This window comes from Saccharopolyspora sp. NPDC050389 (assembly GCF_040655595.1).
GTDB lineage: Bacteria > Actinomycetota > Actinomycetes > Mycobacteriales > Pseudonocardiaceae > Saccharopolyspora.
In genome coordinates this window covers 1-26,653 of record NZ_JBFAKG010000116.1, presented here as the reverse complement: position 1 = coordinate 26,653, position 26,653 = coordinate 1, and the positions used below count along the sequence as shown (strand labels likewise).

The 26,653-nt window shown below is 70.0% G+C and carries 23 protein-coding genes; 14 read left to right on the top strand and 9 right to left on the bottom strand.

The annotated features are described in order from the left end of the window. Positions 1 to 140: 140 nt before the first annotated feature. From AB0I53_RS43475 to AB0I53_RS43460, 4 genes are all read right to left on the bottom strand, one after another. The gene (locus tag AB0I53_RS43475; protein WP_358615403.1) at positions 141 to 962 is read right to left on the bottom strand and encodes a xanthine dehydrogenase family protein subunit M; all 822 of its coding nucleotides are present in this window, start codon (positions 960 to 962) and stop codon (positions 141 to 143) included. After that, entirely contained in the window at positions 959 to 1,432 is a 474-nt protein-coding gene (locus AB0I53_RS43470; RefSeq protein WP_358615401.1) for a (2Fe-2S)-binding protein, read from the bottom strand. Before AB0I53_RS43470 ends, AB0I53_RS43475 begins: the two co-directional genes overlap by 4 nt. A gap of 283 nt (positions 1,433 to 1,715) precedes the next feature. After that, complete coding sequence (locus AB0I53_RS43465; RefSeq protein WP_358615399.1) at positions 1,716 to 3,977, bottom strand: xanthine dehydrogenase family protein molybdopterin-binding subunit; 2,262 nt, start codon at positions 3,975 to 3,977, stop codon at positions 1,716 to 1,718. A gap of 354 nt (positions 3,978 to 4,331) precedes the next feature. Continuing rightward, positions 4,332 to 5,120 (bottom strand): aldolase/citrate lyase family protein, encoded by a 789-nt coding sequence (locus AB0I53_RS43460; RefSeq protein WP_358615397.1) that lies wholly within the window; start codon positions 5,118 to 5,120, stop codon positions 4,332 to 4,334. Positions 5,121 to 5,510: 390 nt separating this feature from the next. Between AB0I53_RS43460 and AB0I53_RS43455 the strand changes: the two genes are divergently transcribed. Then, positions 5,511 to 6,215, top strand: coding sequence for a FadR/GntR family transcriptional regulator (locus tag AB0I53_RS43455; protein ID WP_358615395.1), 705 nt, complete (start codon positions 5,511 to 5,513; stop codon positions 6,213 to 6,215). A gap of 11 nt (positions 6,216 to 6,226) precedes the next feature. Here the strand turns inward: AB0I53_RS43455 and AB0I53_RS43450 are convergent, their stop codons facing one another. Then, positions 6,227 to 7,228, bottom strand: coding sequence for an LLM class flavin-dependent oxidoreductase (locus AB0I53_RS43450; RefSeq protein WP_358615393.1), 1,002 nt, complete (start codon positions 7,226 to 7,228; stop codon positions 6,227 to 6,229). A gap of 84 nt (positions 7,229 to 7,312) precedes the next feature. Between AB0I53_RS43450 and AB0I53_RS43445 the strand changes: the two genes are divergently transcribed. Further along, positions 7,313 to 7,957: a TetR/AcrR family transcriptional regulator C-terminal domain-containing protein gene (locus AB0I53_RS43445; RefSeq protein ID WP_358615391.1), complete on the top strand. Its 645-nt coding sequence runs from the start codon at positions 7,313 to 7,315 to the stop codon at positions 7,955 to 7,957. Between the two features lie 445 nt (positions 7,958 to 8,402). Here the strand turns inward: AB0I53_RS43445 and AB0I53_RS43440 are convergent, their stop codons facing one another. Both AB0I53_RS43440 and AB0I53_RS43435 read right to left on the bottom strand, forming a co-directional pair. After that, the gene (locus AB0I53_RS43440) at positions 8,403 to 9,668 is read right to left on the bottom strand and encodes a hypothetical protein (protein ID WP_358615389.1); all 1,266 of its coding nucleotides are present in this window, start codon (positions 9,666 to 9,668) and stop codon (positions 8,403 to 8,405) included. After that, complete coding sequence (locus AB0I53_RS43435) at positions 9,665 to 9,889, bottom strand: hypothetical protein (RefSeq protein WP_358615387.1); 225 nt, start codon at positions 9,887 to 9,889, stop codon at positions 9,665 to 9,667. The genes AB0I53_RS43440 and AB0I53_RS43435 overlap by 4 nt, the downstream gene beginning before the upstream one ends. A 185-nt stretch (positions 9,890 to 10,074) precedes the next feature. Here AB0I53_RS43435 and AB0I53_RS43430 point away from each other — a divergent pair, with 185 nt between their 5' ends. From AB0I53_RS43430 to AB0I53_RS43400, 7 genes are all read left to right on the top strand, one after another. Next, the gene (locus tag AB0I53_RS43430; protein WP_358615385.1) at positions 10,075 to 11,898 is read left to right on the top strand and encodes a hypothetical protein; all 1,824 of its coding nucleotides are present in this window, start codon (positions 10,075 to 10,077) and stop codon (positions 11,896 to 11,898) included. Continuing rightward, positions 11,895 to 12,053: a hypothetical protein gene (locus tag AB0I53_RS43425; protein ID WP_358615383.1), complete on the top strand. Its 159-nt coding sequence runs from the start codon at positions 11,895 to 11,897 to the stop codon at positions 12,051 to 12,053. Before AB0I53_RS43430 ends, AB0I53_RS43425 begins: the two co-directional genes overlap by 4 nt. 205 nt (positions 12,054 to 12,258) lie before the next feature. Beyond that, a complete protein-coding gene (locus AB0I53_RS43420) occupies positions 12,259 to 12,549 on the top strand; it encodes a hypothetical protein (RefSeq protein WP_358615381.1) in 291 nt (96 codons plus the stop codon). Between the two features lie 220 nt (positions 12,550 to 12,769). Then, positions 12,770 to 13,570 (top strand): hypothetical protein, encoded by an 801-nt coding sequence (locus tag AB0I53_RS43415; RefSeq protein ID WP_358615379.1) that lies wholly within the window; start codon positions 12,770 to 12,772, stop codon positions 13,568 to 13,570. 217 nt (positions 13,571 to 13,787) lie between these two features. Beyond that, positions 13,788 to 15,686, top strand: coding sequence for a fumarate reductase/succinate dehydrogenase flavoprotein subunit (locus AB0I53_RS43410; RefSeq protein ID WP_358615377.1), 1,899 nt, complete (start codon positions 13,788 to 13,790; stop codon positions 15,684 to 15,686). Beyond that, positions 15,687 to 16,430: a succinate dehydrogenase/fumarate reductase iron-sulfur subunit gene (locus tag AB0I53_RS43405; RefSeq protein ID WP_358615375.1), complete on the top strand. Its 744-nt coding sequence runs from the start codon at positions 15,687 to 15,689 to the stop codon at positions 16,428 to 16,430. It begins immediately after the preceding gene. A gap of 815 nt (positions 16,431 to 17,245) precedes the next feature. Next, on the top strand, positions 17,246 to 17,929 hold the full coding sequence (locus AB0I53_RS43400) for a VanZ family protein (RefSeq protein WP_358615373.1): 684 nt from the start codon (positions 17,246 to 17,248) through the stop codon (positions 17,927 to 17,929). Between the two features lie 112 nt (positions 17,930 to 18,041). On the opposite strand, the gene AB0I53_RS43395 is transcribed toward AB0I53_RS43400, so the two are convergent. Beyond that, positions 18,042 to 18,914, bottom strand: coding sequence for an SDR family oxidoreductase (locus AB0I53_RS43395; RefSeq protein WP_358615371.1), 873 nt, complete (start codon positions 18,912 to 18,914; stop codon positions 18,042 to 18,044). A gap of 155 nt (positions 18,915 to 19,069) precedes the next feature. Here AB0I53_RS43395 and AB0I53_RS43390 point away from each other — a divergent pair, with 155 nt between their 5' ends. Continuing rightward, positions 19,070 to 20,389, top strand: a complete 1,320-nt coding sequence (locus AB0I53_RS43390; RefSeq protein WP_358615369.1) for an acyl-CoA thioesterase/bile acid-CoA:amino acid N-acyltransferase family protein — start codon at positions 19,070 to 19,072, stop codon at positions 20,387 to 20,389. Then, the gene (locus AB0I53_RS43385; RefSeq protein ID WP_358615367.1) at positions 20,386 to 21,117 is read left to right on the top strand and encodes a hypothetical protein; all 732 of its coding nucleotides are present in this window, start codon (positions 20,386 to 20,388) and stop codon (positions 21,115 to 21,117) included. Before AB0I53_RS43390 ends, AB0I53_RS43385 begins: the two co-directional genes overlap by 4 nt. An 80-nt stretch (positions 21,118 to 21,197) precedes the next feature. Here AB0I53_RS43385 and AB0I53_RS43380 read toward each other — a convergent pair whose 3' ends face one another. Further along, entirely contained in the window at positions 21,198 to 21,812 is a 615-nt protein-coding gene (locus AB0I53_RS43380) for a DUF305 domain-containing protein (RefSeq protein ID WP_358615365.1), read from the bottom strand. A 394-nt stretch (positions 21,813 to 22,206) separates the two neighbouring features. Between AB0I53_RS43380 and ctaD the strand changes: the two genes are divergently transcribed. The 3 genes from ctaD (at position 22,207) to AB0I53_RS43365 (ending at position 26,364) form a co-directional block, all read left to right on the top strand. Next, on the top strand, positions 22,207 to 23,955 hold the full coding sequence (gene ctaD, locus AB0I53_RS43375) for a cytochrome c oxidase subunit I (protein ID WP_358615363.1): 1,749 nt from the start codon (positions 22,207 to 22,209) through the stop codon (positions 23,953 to 23,955). 349 nt (positions 23,956 to 24,304) lie between these two features. Beyond that, positions 24,305 to 25,531 carry a phosphoserine phosphatase SerB gene (gene serB / locus AB0I53_RS43370; protein WP_358615361.1) on the top strand — a complete coding sequence of 409 codons (1,227 nt, stop codon included), beginning with the start codon at positions 24,305 to 24,307 and terminating at the stop codon, positions 25,529 to 25,531. Between the two features lie 50 nt (positions 25,532 to 25,581). Beyond that, the gene (locus AB0I53_RS43365; RefSeq protein ID WP_358615359.1) at positions 25,582 to 26,364 is read left to right on the top strand and encodes a peptidyl-tRNA hydrolase; all 783 of its coding nucleotides are present in this window, start codon (positions 25,582 to 25,584) and stop codon (positions 26,362 to 26,364) included. Positions 26,365 to 26,653: the final 289 nt, after the last annotated feature.

Here is a 26,653-nt window from a genome sequence, read left to right as displayed (position 1 = left end):
CGGCCGGCGGGCCGGCGGGCTGCGGGGTATGCCGGTTGCCCGTGGCCGTTCTGTTTTTGGCCGCCATCCCCCCCCCAAACCCCCCACGGCCCCGTTACCAGCGGAAACTCGATCGCGAAGCTCCGCCTTCGTCAGAGCCGCTACGCGCCGCGTGCCGCGGCGGCTTCCAGCGCCCGGCGCACCAGCACCTTCGCCAGGTGCCTCCGGTAGTCGGCGCTGGCGCTGGCCTGGTCCGGCGGCGACGTGTCCTCCGCCGCCCGCTCCGCGGCTTCGCCGGCGCTCGCTCCGCTCGCCAGCGCCTCCTCCACGCCGCGGGCCCGCATCGGCGCCGGGCCCATGTTCACCAGCGCTACGCGCTGACCGGCGACGGCTACGCCGACGACCGCCCAGTCGATGGCCCGCTTGGTGAACTTCTGGAAGTCCCAGCCCTGCGCGGGGTTCTTCGCGACCCGGATCTCCACCAGCAGCTCGTCCTCGCCGAGCGCGGTCTCGAAGAAGTCGGTGAAGAACTCCGTCGCCGGGATCTCCCGCGTGCCCGACGGACCCTGCGCGACCAGCACCGCGTCCAGCGCGAGCGCCACCGCGGGCAGGTCGGAGGCCGGGTCGCCGTGCACCAGCGAGCCGCCGATGGTGCCGCGGTGGCGGACCTGCGGGTCGCCGATGGTGCCCGCGGCGTGTGCCAGCAGCGGCACCTCGCGGGCCAGCAGCTCGGAGTGCTCCAGGTCGTGGTGCCGGGTCAGCGCCCCGATCCGGATCTCCGAGCCCTCCTCGCGGATGTAGGACAGGTCGCGCAGGCCACCGAGGTCGATCAGCACCTCCGGCACCGACAGCCGCAGCTTCATCAGCGGCAGCAGCGAGTGCCCGCCGGCGAGCAGCTTCGCGTCGTCGCCGTGCTCGGCGAGCAGGCTCAGCGCTTCCTCGACGGTGTTCGCCTTCTTGTAGGTGAACGCGGCAGGGATCATTCCGCGGCCCCCGACTTCTCCTTGGCCGCGGTCAGCACGGCTTCGACGATGTTGTGGTAGCCGGTGCAGCGGCAGAGGTTGCCCTCCAGGCCGGATCGCACGTCGGCTTCGGTCAGGTTCGGGTTCTCCTCGACGAGCGACACCGAGGCCATCACCATGCCCGGCGTGCAGAAACCGCACTGCAGCCCGTGCTTCTGCTGGAAGGCGCGCTGCATCGGGTGCAGCTCCTCGCCGTCGGCGAGGCCCTCGATGGTGGTGATCTCATGGCCGTCGGCCTGGGCCGCGAGCACGGTGCACGACTTCACCGACTCGCCGTCGAGCAGCACCGTGCAGGCCCCGCACGACGTGGTGTCGCAGCCGATGTTGGTGCCGGTCAGGCCGCAGTCGTCCCGCAGGTACTGAACGAGCAGCGTGCGGTCCTCGACCTCGTGGCTGCGCTGCTCGCCGTTGACGTTGATCGAAACTTGCACGAAACGAACTCCTAAGCACTTGTCGGGTCAGTGTGATCCACTCACCCGAACCAACTCCGCGGGCGGTCTATGCCTCGTTATCTTCCTGTCTTTGAAGCGGCGTAGCCGCTTGGCCCACGCACGCAGGGTGACCACCGGCGGGTTCTCAGACTCCTCCCGCCCCGAGAAGGGCTCTCTGGGGAGGCCCTGCCCCGACGTGGCGTATTGGACATACATGATGTCGGGGATCCCGGACCGAGGCGGCGTCTGAGGTTCCGTTACGGGACCACCTCCGCAAATTGAGTCATGAATGGGCTTGGATGGCCTTCCACACCCGTTCGGGTGTGGTGGGCATGTCGATGTGCTTGACCCCGAGGTGGGCCACGGCGTCGACCACTGCGTTCTGCACCGCCGGGGTGGCGCCGATGGTGCCCGCCTCGCCGATCCCCTTGACTCCCAACGGGTTTAGTGTCGTCGGGGTTTCCATCGTCAGCAGTTCGAAGCTGGGCAGCTCGGCCGCCGTGATGAAGGAGTAGTCGGCGAGGTTGGCGTTCTGCGGGTTTCCGTCGGCGTCGTAGGAGACCTCCTCCAGCAGTGCTTGGGCGGCGCCCTGCGCGATGCCGCCGTGCCGCTGGCCCTCGGTGAGGATCGGGTTGATGATCACGCCCGCGTCGTCAACGGTCACGTGCCGAAGATAGTTCACCTTGCCGGTTTCTGTGTCGACTTCGACGACCGCCAGGTGCGACCCGAACGGGAACGTCGGCCGGTCCTCGGTGAAGTGCACGTCGGCGGCCAGGCCCTCGTCGGCGCGCTGGGCCAGCTCCGCCCAGGACATCGCGACGCTCGGCGTGCCGCGCACCTGCCACGTGCCGTCGGCGAGTTCGAGGTCGGCCTCGTCGATCTCGATCAGCTCCGCGGCCAGCTTGCGGGCCTTCTCCTTGACGTCCACCGAGGCCCGGTGCACCGCCGACCCGCCCAGCTGCAGCGAGCGGGAACCCATGGTGCCCACGCCCTTCGGGATCAGGTCGGTGTCGCCGTGCACGACCTCGATCTTGTCCAGGTCGATGCCCAGCTGGTCGGACACCAGCATCGCGTAGGAGGTCCAGTGGCCCTGCCCGTGCGGGGAGCTGCCGGTGAGCACCAGAACGCTGCCGTCCGGGCGGATCTCGACGTGCCCGGTCTCGCCCTCGGTGTTGTTCGGCGCGGTGATCTCCACGTAGCTGGCCAGCCCGATGCCCAGCTGGAGCGCGGCGCCCTCGGCGCGGCGCTTGGCCTGCTCCTCGCGCAGCGCCTTGTAGTCGGCGGCCTCCAGCACCGCGTCCAGGCCCTTGATGTACTCGCCGGTGTCGTAGGTCATGCCGCCTGGCGTGTCGAACGGGAACTGCTCGGGGCGCACCAGGTTGCGCCGGCGCACCTCGGCCGGGTCGACGCCGGTTTCGGCGGCGAAGAGGTCCATCGCGCGCTCCACGGCGGCGGTCGCCTCCGGCCGCCCCGCGCCTCGGTAGGCGCCGATCGGCGTGGTGTTGGTGACCACGCAGCGCGCCGCAGAATCGACCTTCGGGATGTCGTAGACGCCGCTGACCATGAACCGGGTGAACAGCGGCAGGAACGCGCCCATCCGCGGGTAGGCGCCGACGTCCTGGACGATCTCCAGCCGGTAGGCCAGCACGGTGCCGTCGCGGCGCCCGCCGATGGTCACCACCTGCCGCTGCGCGCGGCCGTGGGTCATCGCGACCAGGTTCTCGCTGCGGCTCTCCACCCACTTCACCGGGCGGCCGGCGCGCTTGGCCAGGAACGCCAGCAACGCGGCCTCCTGCTCGACGCCGATCTTGGCGCCGAAGCCGCCGCCGACGTCGGGCGTGATCACCCGGATCCGCTCCTGCGGCAGCCCCAGGTTCGCCATCAGCTCGTCCCGGCAGCTCTGCGCGTTCTGGTTGGACAGCCACAGGGTGACCTTGTCGCCGTCCCAGGCGCAGGCGGCGGTGCGCACCTCCAGCGGCGCGGCGGCGAGGCGCTGGTTCTCGATCTGCTTGGTGACGACGACCTCGCAGCCGTCGAACAGCGAGTCGTCCAGTTCGCCGCTGGTGCCGGTGATGTTGGTGCCCGCCTCCGGGAACAGCAGGATCTCGTCGCGCAACGCGTCGGCGACGTCGATCACCGGGTCCAGCGGGTCGTAGTCGATGGAGACGAGTTCGGCGGCGTCCTCGCCCTGCGCGCGGGTCTCGGTGAGCACCACGGCCACCGGCTCGCCGACGTAGCGGACCGTGTCGCGGGCCAGGTGCGGTCGTTCCATCGCGGCAGGTGGGGGGCCGCTGACGCCCATCTGCGAAACGAACGGCGGGAGGTCGACGTCCGCGCCGGTGAACACGCCGGCCACGCCGGGCAGCTCGAGGGCCGCCGAGGTGTCGATCTCGGTGATCTTGGCGTGCGCCAGCGGGCTGCGTACGAAGGTGACGTGCAGCGCCCCGGCGAGTGCGGGATCGCGCAGGTCGTCCACATAGGTGCCGCCGGCGGTGAGTAGGCGCGGGTCCTCGCGGCGTTCGACCCGGGTGCCGAGAATGCTCAATGGTGCCTCGCAGTCAAAGAATCGGGAACCGACCAGTGAGTCTGGTGCGACGCCCCGCGCCGCACAAGACTCGCGGCCGTTTTGGTGCACGGTTTGCGGTTGTTTGGTCTTCGTCTTTGAAGCGGCGCCAGCCGCTTGGCCCACGTACGCAGCTTGCACCGCCGCGGGTTCTCAGACTGTGCCCGCCCTGCTGGGCTACTGGGCGAGGCCAGTCCCCGATGCCGCGTATTGGTCATACGTAAGTCGGGGATCCCACAGCCAGGCGGCGGCCGTAACTCCCGCCGGGGGGCCGCTACCCGCACCGCTATGCAAGATGAGTTTGGAAACCGTCATTCAGGCGTAGTTGCCCGTCATTCAGGCGTAGTTGCCGGAGCCTGCGACCTGCTCCGCTCGCCCCGCCAGCTGGCGGACCGCCGCGGTGGCCGCCTCGCGGAGCAGGACCGCGTCGGAGCTCAGCGACGCCAGGTCGAAGCCCAGGTCATGCCAGCGTTGCACGGTTTGGGCGCTGTCACAATGGATGCCCGCCAGGACGCCGTTGCGTCGGCAACTGTCCAAAATGGATCGGACGAGTTGCTCGTGCTCGGCCTCGCGGACCGCCAGGACGGGCGCCATCCCGTGGCCGAGTGCCAGGTCGGACGGGCCGATGTAGGCCGCATCGATGCCCGGCGTGGACAGGATCTCGTCCACGTTCCGCACGCCTTCCGGGGTTTCGATCATCGCGGCGAGGACGGTGCGCCGGTTGCCGGCCTCCGGCGTGTAGTCGTCGACGTCGAACGCCGCCCGGATCGGGCCCCAGCTGCGCGAACCCATCGGCGGGTACTTCGCCGCCTCGACCGCGCGCCGGGCCTCCTCGGCGGTGTTGACCATCGGCACGATGATGCCCTGCGCGCCGGCGTCCAGGGCCTTCATGATCTGGTCCGGCTGGTTCCACGGCACCCGCACGAAGGTCGGCGTCCCGGTGATCGCCAGTGCCTGCAGCATGGGCACCATCTGGTCGTAGCCGACGAGCCCGTGCTGGGTGTCGATGCACACCCAGTCGTACCCGCAGCGGCCCATCAGCTCGGCGGCGAACGGGCTGGGGATCGAGCACCAGCCGCCGACCGTCGGGCGACCGGCCTCCAGGGTTTCACGCAGCGTTGCCATCATGCTCCTTCGAACTCGATCGCCGACCGCGACTTGCTGACGTTCGGCGGGTGTCGTGCCGGACCGGCGAGTCTCCTCGGCGTTGCGGCCGATGTGCGGGGGGCGAAAACGGTGCTGGTCGAAGGGATTCGACGGTGCTCGGGACGTCCGCGACTCTAGGACACATCTGATGTTTCGAGCAATACGCCGAGCGCGCTTCCGCGGCCGCTGACCGGCCAATATCCTGGTGGAGCAACAGATTTCGCCGCCATGCCCCGATTGAACGATCAACGTTGACAGCTCAGAACATCTGATGTATCGGCTGATGCTGCTCGTGAGTACTTTGGATCGCTATAGCGGACCAAAGTGCTCACGAGCGGTGCGCGGGCCGACTGATGTGGAGGGAGCGGGATGGGGCGGAGCAATGACGCGATCGAGAAGATCCGCCAGCTCATCGCCGACGGTGAGCTGAGCCCCGGCACCCGCTTGCCGCGAGAACCGGACCTCGCCGCGCAGCTCGGCCTGTCCCGCAGCTCGATGCGGGAGGCCGTGACGGCGCTGGTGCACGCGCAGGTGCTCGACGTCCGGCGCGGCGACGGAACGTACGTGACGAGCTTGGAACCGCACCGGCTGCTGGAGGGCATCGCCCACGCGGTCGAGCTCATGCAGGACGACACGCTGCCGGAGATCTTCGAGCTCCGCCGCCTGCTGGAGCCGCAGGCGACGGCGCTCGCCGCGGAGCGGATCACGCCCGAACAGCTGGCGCAGCTGCGCGGTCACCTCGACGCGATGCGCCGATCGGAGACGATCGAGGAACTCGTCGCGCACGACGCCGAATTCCACGCCTGCATCATGGCGGCCACCGGCAACCGGACGCTGACCTCGGTGGTCAACGGCCTGGCGGCGCGAGCCCTGCGGGCCCGGACCTGGAACGCCCTGAACATCGCCGACGCGCGCGAGCGGATCATGTCCCAGCACCAGGCGATCTACGAGGCGCTCGAAGCGGGCGACGCGGCGCTGGCCCTGTCCTGGGCGACGATCCATGTCACGGCCTCCGAGAAGGATCTCCTCCGCACCATCCCGCCCGCCGACCGGCGAGACGCCGGCTCCGCCTGAAAAGCCGCGGCCTAGCCCGCGAAGACCTTCTCCGCTTCGCGGATCGTGTGCAGCGTGGCTTCGCGGGAACCCGCGCCTTCGGGCATCAGGAGGACGCGCCCGACGCCGAGGGCCGCGACGCGGTCGGCCAGCTGCCTGCGGCATTCCGCCACGTCGCCAGCGATGTGGCAGTCGGCCAGCCCAGCGGCCGCGTCGAGCGCCTGCGCGGCCGTCGGTGCCGGGTGGTCGACCAGCGGTACGGCCTCGCGGGAGATCTGCAGGTTCAACTCGGCGATCCCGTTCGTCAGCAGCTGTTTCGCGGCCGGGGTTTCGTCGGCGATGGCGAAGTACGACGAGTCGATGTTGTCCCGCGGGTCCAGCCGGTGGCCGTACTCGGCCGCGGCGGCGGCGTGCGCGTCCAGCACCGCGCGCTTCGCCGCCACGTCGATGAACGGGCCGAGCAGCACCGGAAGTCCGTGGCGCGCGGCTATTCGCGCGGATTCCGGGGATTGCGAGGCCAGCACGAACGGCGCGCGGGACGTTTCCGGTGCCGGCACGATCCGCACCTCGTCGAAGCGGTACCGCTCGCCGCTGCCCTTCGCGCCCCCCTGCCGCAAGGCCTCGTCGAGCAGTGCCACGGATTCACCTATGTCGCGGAATCCGGCCAGTCCGGTGCCGAAGATGTCCAGGTCCACCAGCGGTTGTCCGCGCCCGACGCCGAGCGTGAACCGGTCTCCGGAGAGGTGCCGGAGCACCGCGGTCTGCTCGGCGAGGGCAAGCGGGTGGTGGTTGGGCAGCACGCAGACCGCGGTGCCGACGTCGAGGTTCGTGCGGCCAAGCAGGAAGGCCGCCATCGCGAGGGCCGACGGGTTCTGGGCGCGGGAGTTGAAGTGGTGTTCGGTCGTCCATGCCTCGTGCCAGCCGTGCAGTTCGGCCTCGCGGACGTATTCCAGCGACCACTCGAAGACCTCGCGGCCGGTCGCCCCGCTCCCGAAGGAGTTGGTGAACAGGACCAGTCCGTACTTGGTGCGCATGCCGTTCTCCTATTTTTCGTCGTCTGGACGAAAAATCTAGCAGCAGGTGTCGGTCCGGTCGAGGAACTGCGTTAGGTTGGGCTCGTGACCACGTCAGATGCCCCGCGGCGGCGCGGGCGGCCGCCGAAGCTGACCCGCGAAGCCGTCGTGGCGGGCGCGCTGGAGGTGCTCGACGAGTCGGGCCACGACGGGCTGTCGATGCGAGCGGTCGCCGAGCGCCTCGGCGTCGGCAAGATGAGTCTGTACCACCACGTGGCGGACCGCTCGGAGCTGGAACGCCTGGTCATCGAGCGCCTGCTCGCCGCGCTCCCGGTGCCGGACGCGACGCTGCCTTGGCAGGAGCGGATCACGGCCCTGGCGCACGGCATCCGCACGCTGGTCTTCCGGCATCCCAACGCAACGCCGCTGCTGGCGCTGCGGGAATACAGCGACCCGGTGGCGCTGCGCCTGCCGGAAGCCGTCATGACCGCGTTGCACGACGCGGGCCTGCGCGGGTCGGCGATGGTCGGCGGGTCGCGTCTTGTCTTCAGCTATGCCATCGGATTCGCCCAGCTCGACCTGGTCGGCCCGGCGGATTCGGCCGGTGGCTCGCCGATGGCCGCCCTGCCCGAAGCCGAGTTCCCGCACGTGGTGGCCGCGGCCCGGGAAACCCGGAACCACGGCCTGGACGAGCAGTTCGAACTCGGCCTGGAACCCCTGCTCGCCGGCCTGGCCGCGATCGCGGGCTGAGTCACGGCGCCGCGTCGCGATCGACCACAGTGGATGGATCCGCCGTGCTAGACGTTTCCCCAGGTGAATGCCCGTGAGTACTTTGTGCTGCTATAGAGCCTGTTTCCAGGCTCGTTCTGCGTGGCGGTGCGGGTGGCGGCCCCCCTGCGGGAGTCACCGCGGTCTTCTCGCTGTGGGATCCCCGACATCATGAATGCCAATTCACCACGTCGGGGCTGTCCTCGCTGGGAGAACCCCGGAGGGGTGGGCACCGTGAACCCGCGGCGGTGCCGGTTGCGAGGGTGGGCTAAGCGGCTGCGCCGCTTCAAATACAAAACGCCCGCGTTACCACATCCGCACGTCACCACATCCAAAACAGCCTCTATAGCGACAAAAAGTACTCACGGATCTTGACCAGGTGAACGGCACGGCGCGGCACTCGAAGTAGAAAATCCACAGTGGATCGTCAGCCGGACAGCAGGAGCAGCAGGCCGGTGCAGGTGAGCAGGACCATCGCGATCACCACCGGGAGCTGGCCGCGGCGGGCCTGCTTCGGCGGGAACAGGCGGAGGGCCTGGTCATGGGCCGCGGCGGTGCTGGCGATGTGGCCGAGCACGATCGCGTTGATCTGCACCATCGCCACCAGCTCCGGCGACACCAGCCGGTAGTCTATGGCGTGGTCGCGGGTGCCGAACAGGTTCAGCCCGGTGCCGAACGGATCGCTGGCCAGGATCAGCGTCGTCTGCCCTTCCAGCAGGAAGAACGAGAAGTAGTGCGCGATGGCGTAGCCGAGCGCGATCGGCAGCAGCGTCGGCGCGAACAGCCCGGGAAGCCCGCGCGCGGGCGAGACCAGGGCGCTGAGCCGCATCGCGACCGCGTAGAGCGCCGACACGGCGGCGATCGAGCCGAGCAGGCCGAGCGTGTCGCCGAGAACGCCGCCGGATAGCCAGAAGGTCGTCCTGGTCAGGCCGTCGAACCCGGTGGCTCCGATGAGCACGCACGCCACCGCGGCCATTCCCGGCTCGTCGTCGGTGCGCACCAGCCCGGCCAGGGGATTGCGCAGGGTCAGCGCGCCGTCGCTGCGGCGGCCGATGGTGCACAGCCGCGCGATCAGCGTCGCGTACACCTCGAAGCCGTCGCCGCGCGCGAACCAGCCCGCCCCGAACACCCGCGCCGCGACGAGATTCACCACCGCGTAGCCGAGGATCACGCCGCCGACCACGCGCGGATCGGATCGCGCCGGCAGGGCCAGCTCCAGCCACACGAAAGCGCCGAGCCACACCGCGGCGGGCCAGTAACCCAGGCGCGCCGGGTACCGGTCATCCCGGCCGCCCAGGGAAAGCCAGGAATGCAGCGTTCGCAGTGGGTTGACGATCCGCCACACCGGCCCGAACAGCGCGCTGAGCGGCACCAGGCCGACCCAGAACGTCACGTACAGCGCCCAAGGTGCGAGGTTCTTCTCCGTCTCCGGCGGCCCGAGGAACGCCGCGGCCACCACGAGAACGGCCAGTGAGAGCGTCAGAATCCTTGCTGCCCAACGAAGTCCGGCCGAATCGACGAAGCGCAGGACCGGCAGCGGCCGCCCGGCGTCGGGGTTCAGCCACGGCCGCGACCAGAGCTTCGCCAGTGCGGCGAACGAGATCGCCACCGCGATGCCGCCGCCGATGATCGCCGCGACGCCGTTGAGCGGCAGGTCGGTGCGGCCGCCGAGCCCGTGGGCGAGGAAGTTCACCGCACCACCAGGCTGGGCAGCGCCGAGCCGGAGTGGTGCAGCTCGATCTCGAACACGCCGGGGATGTCCGCCCGGAGCTCGACGGTCGCCGGCTCGCCGGGGCGGAGCTGCGCGGACTTGTCGTAGCCGTGCACGTGCAGTTCGTCCGCTTCGTCGCTTCGGACGGTGAGCTTCACCAGGCTGCCGAGCGGGGCCTGGATCCGTTCCGACGAGCCGCGCACCTGGCCGCCGGTGACCTCGAAGTCCGCCGCGACGACGTTCGCCGCCGGCCAGCAAGGCGAATCCGAAGCCTCGTGCGGTCGTCATGAATCCTCCGTAGGCCGCTCAGGTGAAGTCCAAACCATGACAACAGTCAATGTCACATTAGGGCGTGACATTGTCTAGTTCCGCGTGTTCCACTACTGCCATGACCTCGCTCATGCAGCAGCTGCCGGACACCCGCCCGGCCGGTGGGGCCGCCCTGGACCAGATCCTGATCGCCTCGGGAAGCGCGACGCTGCTCACCGCGCTCCTGCTCCTGCTCGGCTACGGCCACCGCACCGGCCGCACCAAGGTGCTCGCGCGGCTCGCCGAGCGCTCCGAGCACTCCTGGTTCCTCCGCGGGCTGCCCGGCTGGGCGGCGCTGCCGATGCAGCTCGCATTCGGCTCGCTGGTGCTCGCGCTGCTCGGCATGTACTGGGACATCTCGCTGCACATCACGCAGGGCCGCGACGAGGGCCCGCTGGCCAACATCGCGCACTACCCGATCCTGTTCGGGCTGTTCGGCCTGTTCGCCGCGGGCATGCTGGCGATGGTGCTGCCGCTGGGCGAACGCCCCGGCCGCGCGGCGGTGCGGATCACCCGCGACTGGTACGCGCCGACCAGCGGAATCCTGTTGGCCGGCGCGGGTTTCTACGCGCTGCTGGGCTTCCCGCTCGACGACGTCTGGCATCGCATCTTCGGCCAGGACGTCACGCTCTGGGGCCCGACGCACCTGATGCTCATCGGCGGCGCGGGCCTGTCGCTGATCGCGCTCGCCCTGCTGGAGCGCGAGGGCCGGTTCGCCCGCACCGGCCGGGCCGAGACGATGATTGCCTGCTACGTGCGGCGCGGCATGATCGGCGGCGGGATGCTCGCCGGGCTGTCGGTCTTCCAAGCCGAGTTCGACTTCGGCGTCCCGCAGTTCCGGCTGGTGCACCAGCCGCTGCTGATCGCCGTCGCCGCCGGGTGCGCGCTGGTGGCCGCCCGCATGTGGGTCGGCCGGGGCGGCGCGCTGTTCGCGGTCGGCTTCTACGTCCTGATCCGCGGCGGCGTCTCGGTCATCGTCGGCCCGGTGATCGGGGAGCTGTTCGCGGCCGTCCCGCTGTACGTCGTCGAGGCGCTGTGCGTGGAGATCGCGGCGGTCGCCCTGCTGCGCAGGCCGCTGGCGCTGGGCACGGTGTCCGGCCTGCTCATCGGCACGATCGGTTTCGCCAGCGAGTACGTGTGGACGCAGTTCGCCTTCGTGATGCCGTGGACGCCCGACATGCTGCTGGAAGGCGTGCTCATGGCCACCGTCGGCGGCGTCAGCGGAGGCCTGCTCGGGGCGTTGCTCGTGTGCGCCCTGCGCGGCGAGCTGCCGAGCCTGCCGGTGCGGCGAGCGGTGTTCGGCGGCGCCCTGCTGGCGATCGCGCTGGGCGTCACCAACGGGCTGATCGGCACCGCGCCCGCGGGAGTGCGCGCGACGATGGCGTTGGACGGGCGGACCGGCCAGGCAGACGTGCGGCTGGACCCGCCCGCGATCGCCCAGGACCCGACGTGGCTGGCGGTGACCAGCTGGCAGGGCGGCACGCTGCAGGTCGACCACCTGCGGCGGATCGGCGACGGCCACTACCGGACCACCGAGCCGGTGCCGGTCAGCGGCACGGCCAAGACGCTGCTGCGGCTGCACGACGGCCGCGCGATGCTCGCGTTCCCGATTCACATGCCCGCCGACGCGGCGCTGGGACTGCCCGAGCTGGCGGCGGAGCCGCTGTTCACCCGCGACGGCCAGCCGGAGTGGCAGGTGTTGCAGCGGGAAACGAAGTTGGACATCCCGCCGTGGTTGTGGATCAGCGCGTCGCTGGTGGTCCTGGCGTGCTCGGTGGCGCTGGTGATGTCGCTGGGATGGGGAGCGCAGCGGGTGTCGTGCGCGATCTCGGGCCCGCCGAAGGCCCGCCGGGCCAAGCGCCGCGCGGTCCCGGTCGCCCGGCTCGCGGACGGCACGGCATGACAGCCGGTGCGACGGAGCTGGTCCTGGCCAGCCACCCGATCATCACGGCGGTCCCGTTCTTCGTCCCGACGTTCGCGGTGGTGGCGGTGGTCGCGGTGATCGTCTACCGAGACCGCCGCCGAAACCCCCGGGAAGACGAAGACCAGGACACCTGATCGCGGCTTCGGGGGGCGCCGCCGGTCAGGTCCCGTGAGTGCTTTGGGGTGCCATGGCGCCCCAAAGCACTCACGGCGTTTCTCGGCCGCCTGACCCCGGTGGGGGAATTCGGCCAAGATCTACAGTGTGGCACTTGTCACATACCGTCGTTGAGGGCAGAGTCGGTGCGGTACTGGCCCCACTAGGCGGAAGAGGTGTTCGCCAATGGCCTCGACGACGACCGAACTGGCCGATCTCCAGCGTGTCCTGGCGCAGCTTCGCAGCAGCGTCGGTGCGCTGCGGTCGCGCTACGGCGACGCCCCGGCCGTGCGCCGGATCCACAACGACGTGGAGCGGCTGGACATAGACGTCGCCGAACTCTCCGGCACCATGCCCACCCAGCGGCGCAGCACCGAGTCCACCGAGGACGTGGTGATCGTGCCCGACACCCCCTACGACCCGTCGCTGTGGCGCGACGCCGACGACGAGGGGCTGGGCGGGCGGGCCCCGCATTAGGCCGACACAGGCACTGCACGCCGCCAGTCGGCAGCCGCCCGCCTGTCCGCAGTGGACCGGCCCGGATGCGGGGGATGAGATCCCCCGCATCTCGCTTGATCGGGGGAAGACCACGACCGGGTTGCGCCGGTTGGGGGACTACCTGGGTCAGGGCCGTTGATCCACAATGAGCGACCTCAGGTGAGCACCGCCGGACGAACCTAGACATCGAGGTCTGCGAATGTCCGCACCACCATCCGCCACCGGACGGGCACGGATCTCCGTGCGAACACTGCGAACCGACCGGTGGTGGCTGCCGCCGCTGGTCACCTTCCTCGGGCTGCTGGCCTTCGTGGTCTACGGCCTGATCCGCACCTTCATGAACCAGTGGTACTGGGTTCCCGAGTACCACTACCTGGCGCCGTTCTACTCGCCCTGCCTGTCCACGGCCTGCGTGCCCGGCTCAAGCCACTGGGGGCAGCCGGCGCCGGACCTGGGGCCGTTCGTGCCGCCGCCGATCTTCGTGCTGCCGTTCGTCCTCGGCTTCCGGCTGACCTGCTATTACTACCGGAAGGCCTACTACCGGTCGTTCTGGGCGTCGCCGCCGGCCTGCGCGGTCGCCGAACCGCACCGCCGCTACACCGGCGAGACCCGGTTCCCGCTGATCATGCAGAACGTGCACCGCTACTTCTTCTACGCGGCGCTGGTCGTGGCCGCGGTGCTCACCTACGACACGGTGATCGCCTTCCGGGGCGCCGACGGTGGCTTCGGCATCGGGCTGGGCACGTTGCTGATGGTGGCCAACGTCGTGCTGCTGTGGTCGTACACGCTGTCCTGCCACTCCTGCCGGCACCTGATCGGCGGCCGCATCAACCACTTCTCCAAGCACCCGGTGCGCTACTGGTTCTGGACCAAGGTGACCTGGCTCAACGGCAAGCACATGCTGCTGGCCTGGTCATCGCTGGTGTCGGTGGCCCTGGTGGACCTCTACGTGCTGCTGGTGGCCAGCGGCGCATTCCCGGACCCGAGATTGTTCAACTAGCCAGAGAGTGTTTCCAGTGGTTTGCGTAGCGGTGTGGGTAGCGGCCCCCCTGCGGGAGTCACCGCGGTCTTCTCGCTGTGGGATCCCCGCCATTATGAATGCCAATTCACCACGTCGGGGCTGTCCTCGCGAGAAGGACCCCTGAGAAACCGCGGCGGTGCCAGTTGAGTCCCACACCGCAAGCGGCTGCCGCCGCTTGTGACATAGAAGGAAGTCGATGGTGGAGATCGAACGGCACGAGTACGACGTCGTCGTGATCGGCGCCGGCGGCGCGGGTCTGCGCGCGGCGATCGAGGCGCGTTCCCAGGGCCTGCGCACGGCCGTGGTGTGCAAGTCGTTGTTCGGCAAGGCGCACACCGTGATGGCCGAGGGCGGCATCGCCGCCTCGATGGGCAACGTCAACTCCCGCGACGACTGGCAGGTGCACTTCCGCGACACCATGCGCGGCGGGAAGTTCCTGAACAACTGGCGGATGGCGGAGCTGCACGCGAAGGAGGCGCCGCAGCGGGTCTGGGAGCTGGAGACCTACGGCGCGCTGTTCGACCGCACCCCGGACGGCCGGATCAGCCAGCGCAACTTCGGCGGCCACGAGTACCCGCGGCTGGCGCACGTCGGCGACCGCACCGGGCTGGAGCTGATCCGCACGCTGCAGCAGAAGATCGTGTCGCTGCAGCAGGAGGACCACGCCGAGCGCGGCGACTACGAGGCCCGCATCAAGGTCTTCCAGGAGTGCACGGTCACCGAGCTGCTGAAGGATTCCGGCCGGATCTCCGGTGCCTTCGGGTACTGGCGGGAGTCCGGGCGGTTCGTGCTGTTCCAGGCGCCGGTGGTCATCCTCGCCACCGGCGGGATCGGCAAGTCGTTCAAGGTGACCTCGAACTCGTGGGAGTACACCGGCGACGGGCACGCGCTGGCGCTGCGGGCCGGGGCGTCGCTGATCAACATGGAGTTCGTGCAGTTCCACCCGACCGGCATGGTGTGGCCGCCGAGCGTGAAGGGCATCCTGGTCACCGAGTCGGTGCGCGGCGACGGCGGAGTGCTGCGCAACTCCGAGGGCCGCCGGTTCATGTTCGACTACATCCCCGAGGTCTTCAAGGACAACTACGCGGACAACGAGGCCGAGGCCGACCGCTGGTACGACGACCCGGACAACAACCGCCGCCCGCCGGAGCTGCTGCCGCGCGACGAGGTGGCGCGCGCGATCAACAACGAGGTGAAGGAAGGCCGCGGCTCGCAGCACGGCGGGGTGTTCCTGGATGTGGCGACCAGGTTGCCCGCGGAGCAGATCACCCAGCGGCTGCCGTCGATGTACCACCAGTTCAAGGAACTCGCCGACGTGGACATCACCGCGGAGTCCATGGAGGTGGGGCCGACCTGCCACTACGTGATGGGCGGCGTGGAGGTCGAGCCGGACACGGCGGCGTCGCGGGTGCCGGGCCTGTTCGCGGCCGGCGAGGTGGCAGGCGGGATGCACGGATCCAACCGGCTCGGCGGGAACTCGCTGTCCGACCTGCTGGTCTTCGGCCGCCGCGCCGGTGCGGGCGCCGCCGGGTACATCGCCGGCCTCGCGGCCCGCCCGGAGATCTCCGAGTCCGATGTGGACGCCGCGGCGCGGCGCGCGCAGGACCCGTTCGCCTCCGCGGCCTCGCCGATCGCGGAGAATCCCTATGCGCTGCATGCAGAACTGCAGCAGACGATGAACGACCTGGTCGGGATCATCCGCAAGGGCGCGGAGATGCGGCAGGCGCTGGAGCGGCTGCGGGATCTCAGGGCGCGCGCCGAGCACCTAGCGGTGGAGGGCAACCGGCAGTTCAACCCGGGCTGGCACCTGGCCCTGGATCTGCGGAACATGCTGCTGGTCAGCGAATGCGTTGCCCGCGCCGCGCTGCTGCGCACCGAGAGCCGCGGCGGCCACACCCGCGACGACCACCCGGCGATGGAGTCCACCTGGCGGCGCAAGCTGCTGGTGTGCGGAGTCGGCCACGAGCGGATCGAGGTCGACGAGGAGCCGCAGGTGCCGATGCGCGACGACCTGCTGGAGCTGTTCAAGCTCGAGGAGCTGCGCAAGTACTACACCGAGGAAGAACTGGCGGACGTCCAGGTGAAGGGGCTGTAGATGGGATACCAGGCGCACTTCCGGGTGTGGCGCGGTTCGGACGACGGCGCGCTTCGCGACTACACCGTCGAGGTCAACGAGGGCGAAGTCGTGCTCGACATCATCCACCGGCTGCAGGCCACCCAGTGCCCGGACATGGCGGTGCGGTGGAACTGCAAGGCGGGCAAGTGCGGCTCGTGCTCGGCGGAGATCAACGGCCGGCCCCGGCTGATGTGCATGACGCGGATGTCGACGTTCGAGCAGGCCGAGACGATCACGGTCAGCCCGATGCGGACGTTCCCGCTGATCAAGGACCTGGTCTGCGACGTGTCCTACAACTACACCAAGGCCCGCGAGGTGCCGGCGTTCGCGCCGCCGGAGGGGCTGGAGCCGGGCGAGTACCGGATGCAGCAGATGGACGTGCAGCGCTCCCAGGAGTTCCGCAAGTGCATCGAGTGCTTCCTGTGCCAGAACACCTGCCACGTCATCCGCGACCACGACGACAACAAGCAGGCCTTCTCCGGCCCCCGCTTCCTGATGCGGGTGGCGGAGCTGGAGATGCACCCGCTGGACGCGGCCGAGAACCGCCCGGAAGAGGCGCGTGGCGAGCACGGCCTGGGCCTGTGCAACATCACCAAGTGCTGCACGGACGTCTGCCCGGAGAACATCCACATCACGGACAACGCGCTGATCCCGCTGAAGGAGCGAGTGGCGGACCGCCGCTACGACCCGATCCTCCGCCTCTTCCGCCGCGGCAAGGACTAACGGACTCGTCCTGATCGGCGGCACTTCATCTCGCCGTGGGGTCCCGACACGCGCATATCCAATGCGTCGCGTCGGGACTGTCCTCGCCGAGAACCCTGACCGGATGAGCACGGTCTGAGAACCCGCGGCGGTGTCGGCTGCGCGGGTCGCCTGAGCGGCCGGCAGGAGCCCCGCGAGGCGCTGCCGCAGCGCCATGCCGCCGGGATCTCGGCGGCATGGCGAACTTTCCTTTTCGGTCAATCCGGTGTCATGTGGAATTCACAATTCCGTGCTCGCGGATGGGCATGGGAATTCTGGCAATTACGGGCGGATTCGTTCTGTAACGAGCCGTGCGCCGGAGAATTGGCCGGTAGTCGCCTCTTCCCGGTTCCTTTCGTCCACAGTGGCCTGTTCTGTCGGTGGTGGCGGGTTTTTGCCAGTCCGGTGGAGGTTCGTTCTCCGGTCGTTATGTTCGACCGCGACCGATTCGATTCCAGATCTTTACGAGAGCAGTGCGGGGTAGTGGCGGAGGTAGGTCATGTGGCTGGCGCGCACCGAACCCCGGCGGCGGTGCCATCGCAGTGGCCGATTTGCCGTTCCGCCTGATCGCCCCGGCCCGGCCGCGGTTTCGCGGCGGGGCTCACCGGTGGTCGGACGTCGTGAAGCCCCGAGACGGCGTCCGACCGCCACCAATCCCTGACACCCCGAATATTTCGGTCAGCGCCGACCGCTGGAAATGAGGATTCCCAACGGTTCCGCGTCGCTGGTAGATCCACTGTGGATTTCTCGGCGGCCGCGTGGTCCTGGCGATGGCGGCCAGAGGAAGTGCGGCGAACGTGCAGCAGATTCTCGTGGCATTCGACGGATTCGTACCAGTGGTCACCGTTCTGCTCCCGGTCGCCGTGGTGGCGGCGGTCGGATCGGCATTGGTGCGCAACTACTTGACGGCACGATCTTTGCGGTGGAGCCCGCTGATCGACGGAGTGCTGGTCCTCTCGGTGCTCTGCGTGGGATTCCTCGTCTTCACGCCCCAGCGGCCTCCGGCCGAACCTGTTCGGCCGGACCTCGGGAAGGACGTGTCGATGGCGCTGGCCGCCGACCCGGGCGACTCACTGCCCTGGGTGCAGCTGGCGGGAAACCTCATCCTGCTGCTGCCGCTCGGCGTGCTGGTCCCGCAGCGGGTTCGGTGGTTCGACAGCATCGTCAAGATCGCGTTCGGCGGGCTGGTGCTGGCCTGCTCGATCGAGCTGGTCCAGTTCCTGGCCATCACCGGCCGGGTGGCGTCCACCGACGACATCGTGTGCAACACGATCGGCGCGACGGTGGGCGGCATGCTGGCCCGCGCGCCGAGCTGGATCACCGCGGCGACGCCCGGCCGCCCGCAGCACAGCGCGACGGGCCGCAACGACCAGACCGTCTGGCTGCTGATCGCCAAGGTCGAGCGGGAACGGCAGCGGCAACCCGCGGCGCCGCTTCGGCGGCGGGTGGGCCCGCTGGTCGGCGAGCAGCGCTCGCGTTGAGACTCCGGTGGCCGGGGCCGCCTTCCGCGTCAGACAACCCGGCCACCGGTCCCAGCCGTTCGGGGCCGTGTGTGTTTTGTGCTGCTATGGCAACACAAAACACACACGGGTATCAGCCCTGGAGCTTCTGGTGGCGTTCGCTCAGGGAGCGGCCCAGCCCGGCGACCTCCTGCTCCATCTTCGGGATGAGGCGACGCAGGGTGGGCCGCAGGAGCCACTCCACCAGTCGCGAGGACGGCACGTTGCGGAGCCAGTGCATCACCATGATCGCCCGCGGCACGTAGACGCGGCGGGCGCGGCGCTCCACGCCGTCGGCGAAGGCCTTGCCGCAGTTCTCGACGCTGGTGGTCGCGCGCATCGGCCACGGCAGCCGCTTGCGCATCGCGGCGAAGGTGCGCAGGTCTTGAGCGACGTCGCGCACCATGTCGGTGTCGATCCACGACGGGTGCGCGCTGCCCACCGCGACGCCGAGGTGCGCCACCTCCGAATGGATCGCGCTGGCCAGCGCTTCCGAGCCCGCCTTGCTCGCGGTGTAGGCGGCCATGCCGCCGGTCGGGCTGAACGCCGACAGCGACGAGACCACCAGCAGGTAGCCGCGGCGGTCGATCAGGTGCGGCAGGGTGGCGCGGGCGGTGTGGAAGGCGCCGTTGAGGTTGACGTCGACGGTCTTGACGAACGCGCGCGGGTCGGCGTGGCGGACCGTGCCGACCGGTGCGATCCCGGCGTTGGCGATGACCACGTCGATGCGGCCGAGCTTCTCGACGGCGGCGGCCACGGCGGCCTCGATCGAGTCGGGGTCGGTCACGTCGGCCTCGGCCCAGAAGTGGCCGCCGCCCAGTTCCGCGGCCACGGCGGCGAGCTCGTCGGGCTCCAGGCCGACCAGGGCGAGCCGGGCACCGCGCCGGGCCAGCTCCCGCGCGGTCTGCGCGCCGATCCCGCGCGCGGCACCGGTGATCAGGATGACTTTGCCGGACACGTTCGGCATGAGCACTCCCTCGGTCGACGTTATCTACTCGACAGTAGGCTACTCATAGTAGGTTTCGTCGGAGCGCTGCGGAAGAGGCGGATTCCGCGGGCTTGACCCTCCAGTCGCGGGAGACCGCACCGTTGACCCCACTCGATCTTGAAGTGGAGGCTTCGATGCGACGTGTGATCGGCCTGCTGGCCGCGGCGCTGCTGCTCGCCGGGTGCGCGGGCACCACCCGGGCCGCACCTGCGCTGGACGTCGGCGGCGGTGCGATCGACGAGCCGCTGGCGGTCGTGGTGAGCGGATTGACGCCGGGGGCGCGGGCTTCGGTGTGGGCGCGGATGACCGACGACCGCGGTCGGCTGTGGACTTCGTGGGCGACGTTCGCGGCGGATCGCGGCGGGCGCGTGGACATCGCCGAGCACGCCCCGGTCGGCGGCACCTACACCGGAGCGGACCCGACCGGACTGCTGTGGTCGATGCGGCTGCCGTCCGGAGAACCGGTGCTCGAACCGCGAGCGGCGTTGAGCGGCCCCGAGGTCCAGCTGACCATCGGCGTCGACGTCGGCGGACGCACGCTGGCGCAGGAACCGGTGGTGGTACCGCTGCACGCGCCGGGAGTGCGGTCGACGCCGATCGCCGAGGGCGGGCTGGTCGGTGATCTCCACCTGCCACCCGGCCCCGGGCCGCACCCGGGCGTGATCCTGCTGGGCGGCTCCGAAGGCGGGCGGCCGAATCCCGAGCTCGGGCGGTTCCTGGCCGGGAAGGGGTTCGCCGTGCTGGGCCTGGCCTACTTCGGGCTGCCCGGACTGCCACCCGCGATGGACCGGATCCCGGTCGAGTATGGCACTCGCGCGGTGGACTGGCTGCGGGCTCGGCCGGAGGTCTCCGACGGGCGGGTCGGCGTGGTCGGCTTGTCCAGGGGCGGCGAGTTCGCGCTGGTGCTCGGCGCGTTCTCGCCCGGGGTGGGCGCGGTGGCGTCGATCGTGGGATCCGGAGCGGTGTTCCCGAGCATGGCGCCGCCGGGATCGTCCTGGACGCACGCCGGTGCCGACCTCCCGCCGCTGGTGATCGCTTCGCCCGGCTCTCCGGTCGGTTTCCTGGCCGCAGCCGCGCGCGGCCGCCCGGGGCAGTTCGTCGACACCCAGGGCACGACGGCCACGCGGGAGGAGCTGGATCGCGCGGCGATCCCGGTCGAGCGCAGCGATGCCGCGTTCCTGCTGATCTCCGCCGAGCGGGACGAGATGTGGCCGTCGCAGCTGCTGCTGGACGTCGCCGCGCGGCGACTCGGCGACCGGGCCGAGCACGTCGTCCAGCCGGGAGCCGGGCACTTCATCCTCGACGTGCCGAACCTCCCGACCTCGTACACCACCGCGGCCGCGCTGATCCCGGGCCTCTTCTGGGCCGCGGGCGGCGGAACCCCGCAGGCCAACGCGGCAGCCACCGCGGACACCGTCCGCCGGGTCGTCGAGCTGTTCCAGGAGGAATTGTGATCAGCATTGCTTGCGGTGCGGCCTACGCGGCGCTGATCGCGCTGCTCGGCGTCCTGTTCGGGTATCCGCTCGATCCGCTGCTGATCGGATTGGCGGTGCCCGCGGCCCTGGCGTTCCGCGCCGGCCGGAACAACTGGGCACCGATGTGGTGCCTCGGCGCTGTCACGGTGCTGGTGCTGCTCGGCGAGGTCGTGGGCTCCGGCGAGCGCATCGAGGTGGGTGGAGTGCTCGTCGGCACTGGTCCGCAGTGGATCGGGGCGTTGGCGGCGGGCTGGCCGCGACTGCTCGTGCTCGTCGGCGCGGCCGGGCTCCGGCGCGGTCAGGAACGGCCGCGCCGCCGGAAGGCACTCGGGTCGGCCGTGGTGCTGGCCGTGATCGCGACCGCGTGCACCGTGTTCGGAACCACGCTGTCCGGCGGGTTGCTGGCCTGGGCGCTGGTGGGGAACATCCTCGCGTTCGCCGTGGCGGGCTTCCTGCTGCTCCGGTCCGGGCTGAGGTTGCCGGTGCTGCTGTTGGCAGTCGGCGCGCTGCTCGCCGGATTCGACGAGCAGCTCCTCGACGTCGGCACCCCGGCGGCCACGCACCTGCTGCTCTGGCCCGCCTACCTCGTGGTGGCCCTGCTCGGGGCCGTGCTGGAAGCGCTGGCCCGCCGGTTGTTCGGCGCGCGCTCGCGTGGTGGCTCCGCCCGACGTTCGACCCGGGCCGGGAAGTCGCCTGATCTTGCCTGACGTTCGGGCACCCGCTAGCCGAGCGGGAACGCGAACGGGGCCGCGGGCGGATCGCCTGCGGCCCCGTTCGGTGCCTCGGATCAGAGGGCGTCGAGCTTCGTGACGGTCTGCTGCTCCTCGGCGACGAGCTCCTCGGCCAGCTCGCGCATCTGCTGCGCAGAGCCTTCCTCCTGCTCGGTGCGGGCCAGCTTCCCGGCGCCCTGCTGCAGCGACAGCATCGCCTGCTTCCACTGCTGGTCGAACTGCGCGCCGGTCAGCTGCGAGACCTGCTGCAACTGCTGGTCGGTCTGCAGGCCGGCGTCGGCGGCGTCGCCTGCCTCGTCCTCCGGGGCGCTGCCGGACTGCTGGCCGACGGCGGAGTTCAGGAACGCGGTCAGCTGATCGACCTGCGGCTGCACCGCCTGCTTGAACTCGGCGGCGAGGGACTTGACCTCGGCGCTCTGCGCGCTGCTCCCGGCCAGCCCGGCGAGCTGCACCACTTGCTGCCGGTTGGCCAGCAGCTGCTGCGCGAACTCGCGGTCCGTCGCGGTGTGCTCGCCGGCCGCGGCGTGCCCCTGCCCGGTGTGCTGCGACGCGGTCGCGGGCGGCGGCGTGCCGGGGGCCGGGGGCTGGTCGCTCGGTGCCTCGGCAGGCGTGCAGCCCGCGAGGGCGAGACCGCCGATCAGCACAGCGCCGATGATCGTGCTCCTCCGCACGTGCTTCCCCTCCAGGATCTGGTGGACGTCGTCCCAGGGCGGCCCGTTGATCGGTAGCTGCTGATCGCAGGTGGGCTGCCGGACCTCTTGCCTCGTAGGCTAACCGGCGCCCCGCGGGCGCGTGCGGCCGACGTCGCCGGGGACCGCCCGCCGTGCGCGTGCTGTCGAGTTGATCTCACTACGCGTGACTGGGCACGTCGCAATGAATAGGGTGGCTACGGCCCGGCCGAACTACGGCCGGACGCCCGGACTAGTATCCGCAGTCGGCAGGCATCGCGACTGGTTTGTGCTGCAGGGGCCCTGCAGGGTGTCGCATGTTCGTCAACCGACCCAACCGGGTCGGGCGGACCCAGTCGGGTTCGGAGAGGCTTCAAAAGGGAGTGCAGGAGGCACCGTGACGGCCGTCGCGCCACAGCCGATCGCCACGCGCCCCTATCCGGTGCGCAAAACGGTCAAGGGGTCATTCCTGGCGCGGATGTTCCGCACCACGGATCACAAGCAAATCGGCATCCTCTACCTGGTCACGTCGATGGCGTTCTTCCTGGTCGGCGGCCTGATGGCGATGCTGATCCGTGGTGAGCTCGCCGTTCCGGGGATGCAGTTCCTGTCGCAGGAGCAGTACAACCAGCTGTTCACCATGCACGGCACGATCATGCTGCTGCTGTACGCGACGCCGATCCTGTTCGGCTTCGCGAACTACGTGCTGCCGCTGCAGATCGGTTCGCCGGACGTCGCGTTCCCGCGGTTGAACGCGCTCGGCTACTGGCTGTACCTGTTCGGCGGCCTGATGGTCGTCAGCGGCTTCCTGCTGCCGGGTGGCGCCGCCGACTTCGGCTGGTTCGCCTACACCCCGCTGTCGGACGCCCTGCACTCGCCGGGCCACGGCGCGGACATGTGGATCGCCGGCCTGGCGGTCTCCGGTCTGGGCACCATCCTCGGTGCGGTCAACATGCTGACCACCGTGGTCTGCCTGCGCGCGCCCGGCATGACGATGTTCCGGATGCCGATCTTCACCTGGAACATCATGGTCACCAGCCTGCTGATCCTGATGGCGTTCCCGATCCTGACCGCCGCGCTGCTGGGTCTGATGGCCGACCGCCACCTCGGTGCGCACGTGTTCGACCCGGCCAACGGCGGCGTCATCCTCTGGCAGCACCTGTTCTGGTTCTTCGGCCACCCCGAGGTCTACATCGTCGCGCTGCCGTTCTTCGGCATCGTCTCGGAGATCTTCCCGGTGTTCAGCCGCAAGCCGCTGTTCGGCTACACCGGCCTGGTGCTGGCCACGCTGGGCATCGCGGCCCTGTCGGTCGTCGTGTGGGCGCACCACATGTACGCCACCGGCGCGGTGCTGCTGCCGTTCTTCGCGTTCACCACGTTCCTGATCGCGGTCCCGACCGGTGTGAAGTTCTTCAACTGGATCGGCACCATGTGGAAGGGGCAGCTGACCTTCGAGACGCCGATGATCTTCAGCGTCGGCTTCCTGGTCACGTTCCTCTTCGGCGGTCTCACCGGTGTCCTGCTGGCCATGCCGCCGGTCGACTTCCACGTCTCGGACACCTACTTCGTGGTGGCGCACTTCCACTACGTGCTCTACGGCACGATCGTGTTCGCCACCTTCGCCGGCATCTACTTCTGGTTCCCGAAGATCACCGGCCGGATGATGGACGAGCGGCTGGGCAAGCTGCACTTCTGGCTGACCTTCATCGGCTTCCACGGCACGTTCCTGGTGCAGCACTGGCTGGGCAACGAGGGCATGCCGCGTCGGTACGCCGACTACCTGGAGTCCGACGGCTTCACCGCGCTGAACACGGTCTCCACGATCGGCGCGTTCATCCTGGGCGCCTCGATGCTGCCGTTCCTCTACAACGTGTTCAAGAGCTACCGCTACGGCGAGGTCGTCACGGTCGACGACCCGTGGGGCTACGGCAACTCCCTGGAGTGGGCGACCTCCTGCCCGCCGCCGCGGCACAACTTCACCGAGCTGCCCCGGATCCGTTCCGAGCGGCCGGCGTTCGAGCTGCACTACCCGCACATCTCGGAGCGGATGCGGCTGGAGGCGCACCTCAGCCTCACCGGCAAGACCCTCGCGCACAAGCACGAGGAGCAGCCATCGGTCGGCGCGTCGGACGACGCGGAGAAGTGACCTGCGCGCTAGCCCCGCACGGCGAAACTGTGCCAGGGTAGGGCTAGCTCGACGATGAGCCCCGGCGGGCGTGCCCCGCCGGGGCTCATCGCATGTTCGGGGGAAAGAGGACTGTTCCAGATGGGCTTGCGTCGCGGTGCGGGTAGCGGAATCTCAGAGGCAGTCTCGACTCCGGGATCCCCGACTTGTGCATGACCAATACGCGGCGCTGGGGCTGTCCTCGCGAGATCGCTCGGGATGCGGGGGTGTCCCCGCAGAGCACTGTTGAGAACCCGCGGCGGTGCGGGTTGCGAGGGTGGGCTAAGCGGCTTCGCCGCTTGAACGAAGAACCGAGAAGGGAACCGCAGCCGTGAACGCGACCACCGTGCTGATCACCGTGACCGGGAAGGACAAGCCGGGGGTCACCTCCGTGCTGTTCGCCGCGCTGACGCGGCACGGTGTGGACATCGTCGACGTGGAGCAGGTGGTGATCCGCGGCCGGTTGGTGCTCGGCGTGCTCGTGTCCACCGAACGCGACCCGGAGCAGCTGCAGGAGGCCGTTGAGCAGGCGATGGCCACCGTCGGCATGACCGTCGACGTGGCGATCGGCACCGAGGACGGCGGCGCCGCGAAGCTCGGCTCGACGCACGTCGTGGTGGTGCTCGGGCAGCCGGTGACCGCCCGCAACTTCAGCGACGTCGCGCGCGGCCTCGCCGAGCTCGACGTCAACATCGACTCCATCCGGCGCGTCGCCGACTACCCGGTGACCGGGCTGGAGCTGCAGGTCAGCGCCCCGGACAACGGTGAGGGATCGGACGACGCGCTGACCACGGCGGTGGCCGACCTGGCCGCGCGCACCGGCGTCGACCTGGCCGTCGAGCGCACCGGGCTGGCCCGCCGGGCCAAGCGGCTGGTGGTGTTCGACGTGGACTCCACGCTGATCCAGGGCGAGGTCATCGAGATGCTGGCCGCGCGGGCCGGCTGCGAGCAGGAGGTCCGCGAGGTCACCGAGCGGGCGATGCGCGGCGAGCTGGACTTCGCCGAGTCGCTCCGGCAGCGGGTCGCGGTGCTGGAGGGCCTGCCGGCCTCGGTGCTCGACGACGTCGCCGCGGAGCTCGAACTCACCCGCGGCGCCCGGACCACCATCCGCACGCTGCGCCGCCTGGGCTTCCACACCGGCGTCGTGTCCGGCGGGTTCACCCAGATCATCGACCAGCTGGTGGACGAGCTGGGACTCGACTTCAGCGCCGCGAACGAGCTGGAGATCGTGGACGGCAAGCTGACCGGCCGCGTGATCGGGGAGATCGTGGACCGGGCCGGCAAGGCCAAGGCGCTGCGGCGGTTCGCCGAGTCGTTCGGGGTGCCCGCGGCGCAGTGCGTGGCGGTCGGCGACGGCGCCAACGACATCGACATGCTCTCCGCTGCCGGGCTCGGCGTGGCGTTCAACGCCAAGCCCGCGCTGCGGGAGGTCGCCGACACCGCGCTGTCGTACCCGTTCCTGGACACCGTGCTGTTCGTGCTCGGCGTCACCCGCGCCGAGATCGAGTCCGCGGACACCGAGGACGGCGTGCTGCGGCGGGTGCCGCTGGACGTGTGACGTCGGCGGCCGGGCGGAATACCGGTGGCGCGGAATCGGATAATCCTGGTGTGCCTGATTCCCACTCGGTGCTGGATCCGCTGATCGCCCGGTACGCCTCCTGGCTGGCATTGCCGGGGGAGGCCACCGCGGACACCTCGGACGAGGACCCGGAGAACGTGGTCCTGATGCCGATGGTGCTGCGGATCGAGCGCCGCGAGCCGCCGGAGCGCACGGCGCTGCTGGAGGCGGCGGCCGCGGCGGCGATCGCGGTGTGCCTCGACGAGCGCTGCAAGCCGGGCGGGGAGTGGCACGAGGCGATGCACACCTGGATCTCCGGGCGCATCCGCAAGGTGGCGCGGCGGGCGCGCGGCGTGCACTGGGAAGCGGTGCAGTCGCTGCCCGGGTGCACGGTTCGCGTCGGCAACGCCGAGGTGCGGGCGTTCCTGCCGATGCGGGTGGCGGACATGCCCAAGGAGCTCAGCCGGCTGCAGATCTCCGGCAGCGAGCTGGAGGCGGACGAGCCGGGCGCGCTGCTGCCGGGAGCGCCGACGCTGTGGCTGAACCCGGACGTGCCGATGAGCGCCGGGAAGTCCGCGGCGCAGGTGGGGCACGCGACGATGATCCTGGCCTCGCTGCTGCACGGGGCGGGGATGGACGCCGAGCTGGAAGGCTGGGCGGCGGACGGGTTCCGCTGCTCGGTGCGGCGGGCCGACGCGGCGACCTGGGCGCGTCTGCACCCGCGCGACGACCCGGAGACGGCCTGGCGGCAGGCGCGGGTGGCGATGGTGCGCGACGCGGGTTTCACCGAGGTGGATCCGGGCACGATCACGGTCCTCGCCCAGTGGCACTGATCCGCGCAAGATCCTGTTTTCGCTGGTAGATGCCGGTGCGTGTTTTGTGTCGCTATAGAGGCTGTTTTGGATGTTGTTGGGTGGGTTGTGGTAACGCGGGCGTTTTGTATTTGAAGCGGCGCAGCCGCTTAGCCCACCTACGCAACCGGCACCGCCGCGGGTTCACGGTGCCCACCCCTCCGGGGTTCTCCCAACGAGGACAGCCCCGACGTGGTGAATTGGCATTCATGATGTCGGGGATCCCACAGCGAGAAGACCGCGGTGACTCCCGCAGGGGGGCCGCCACCCG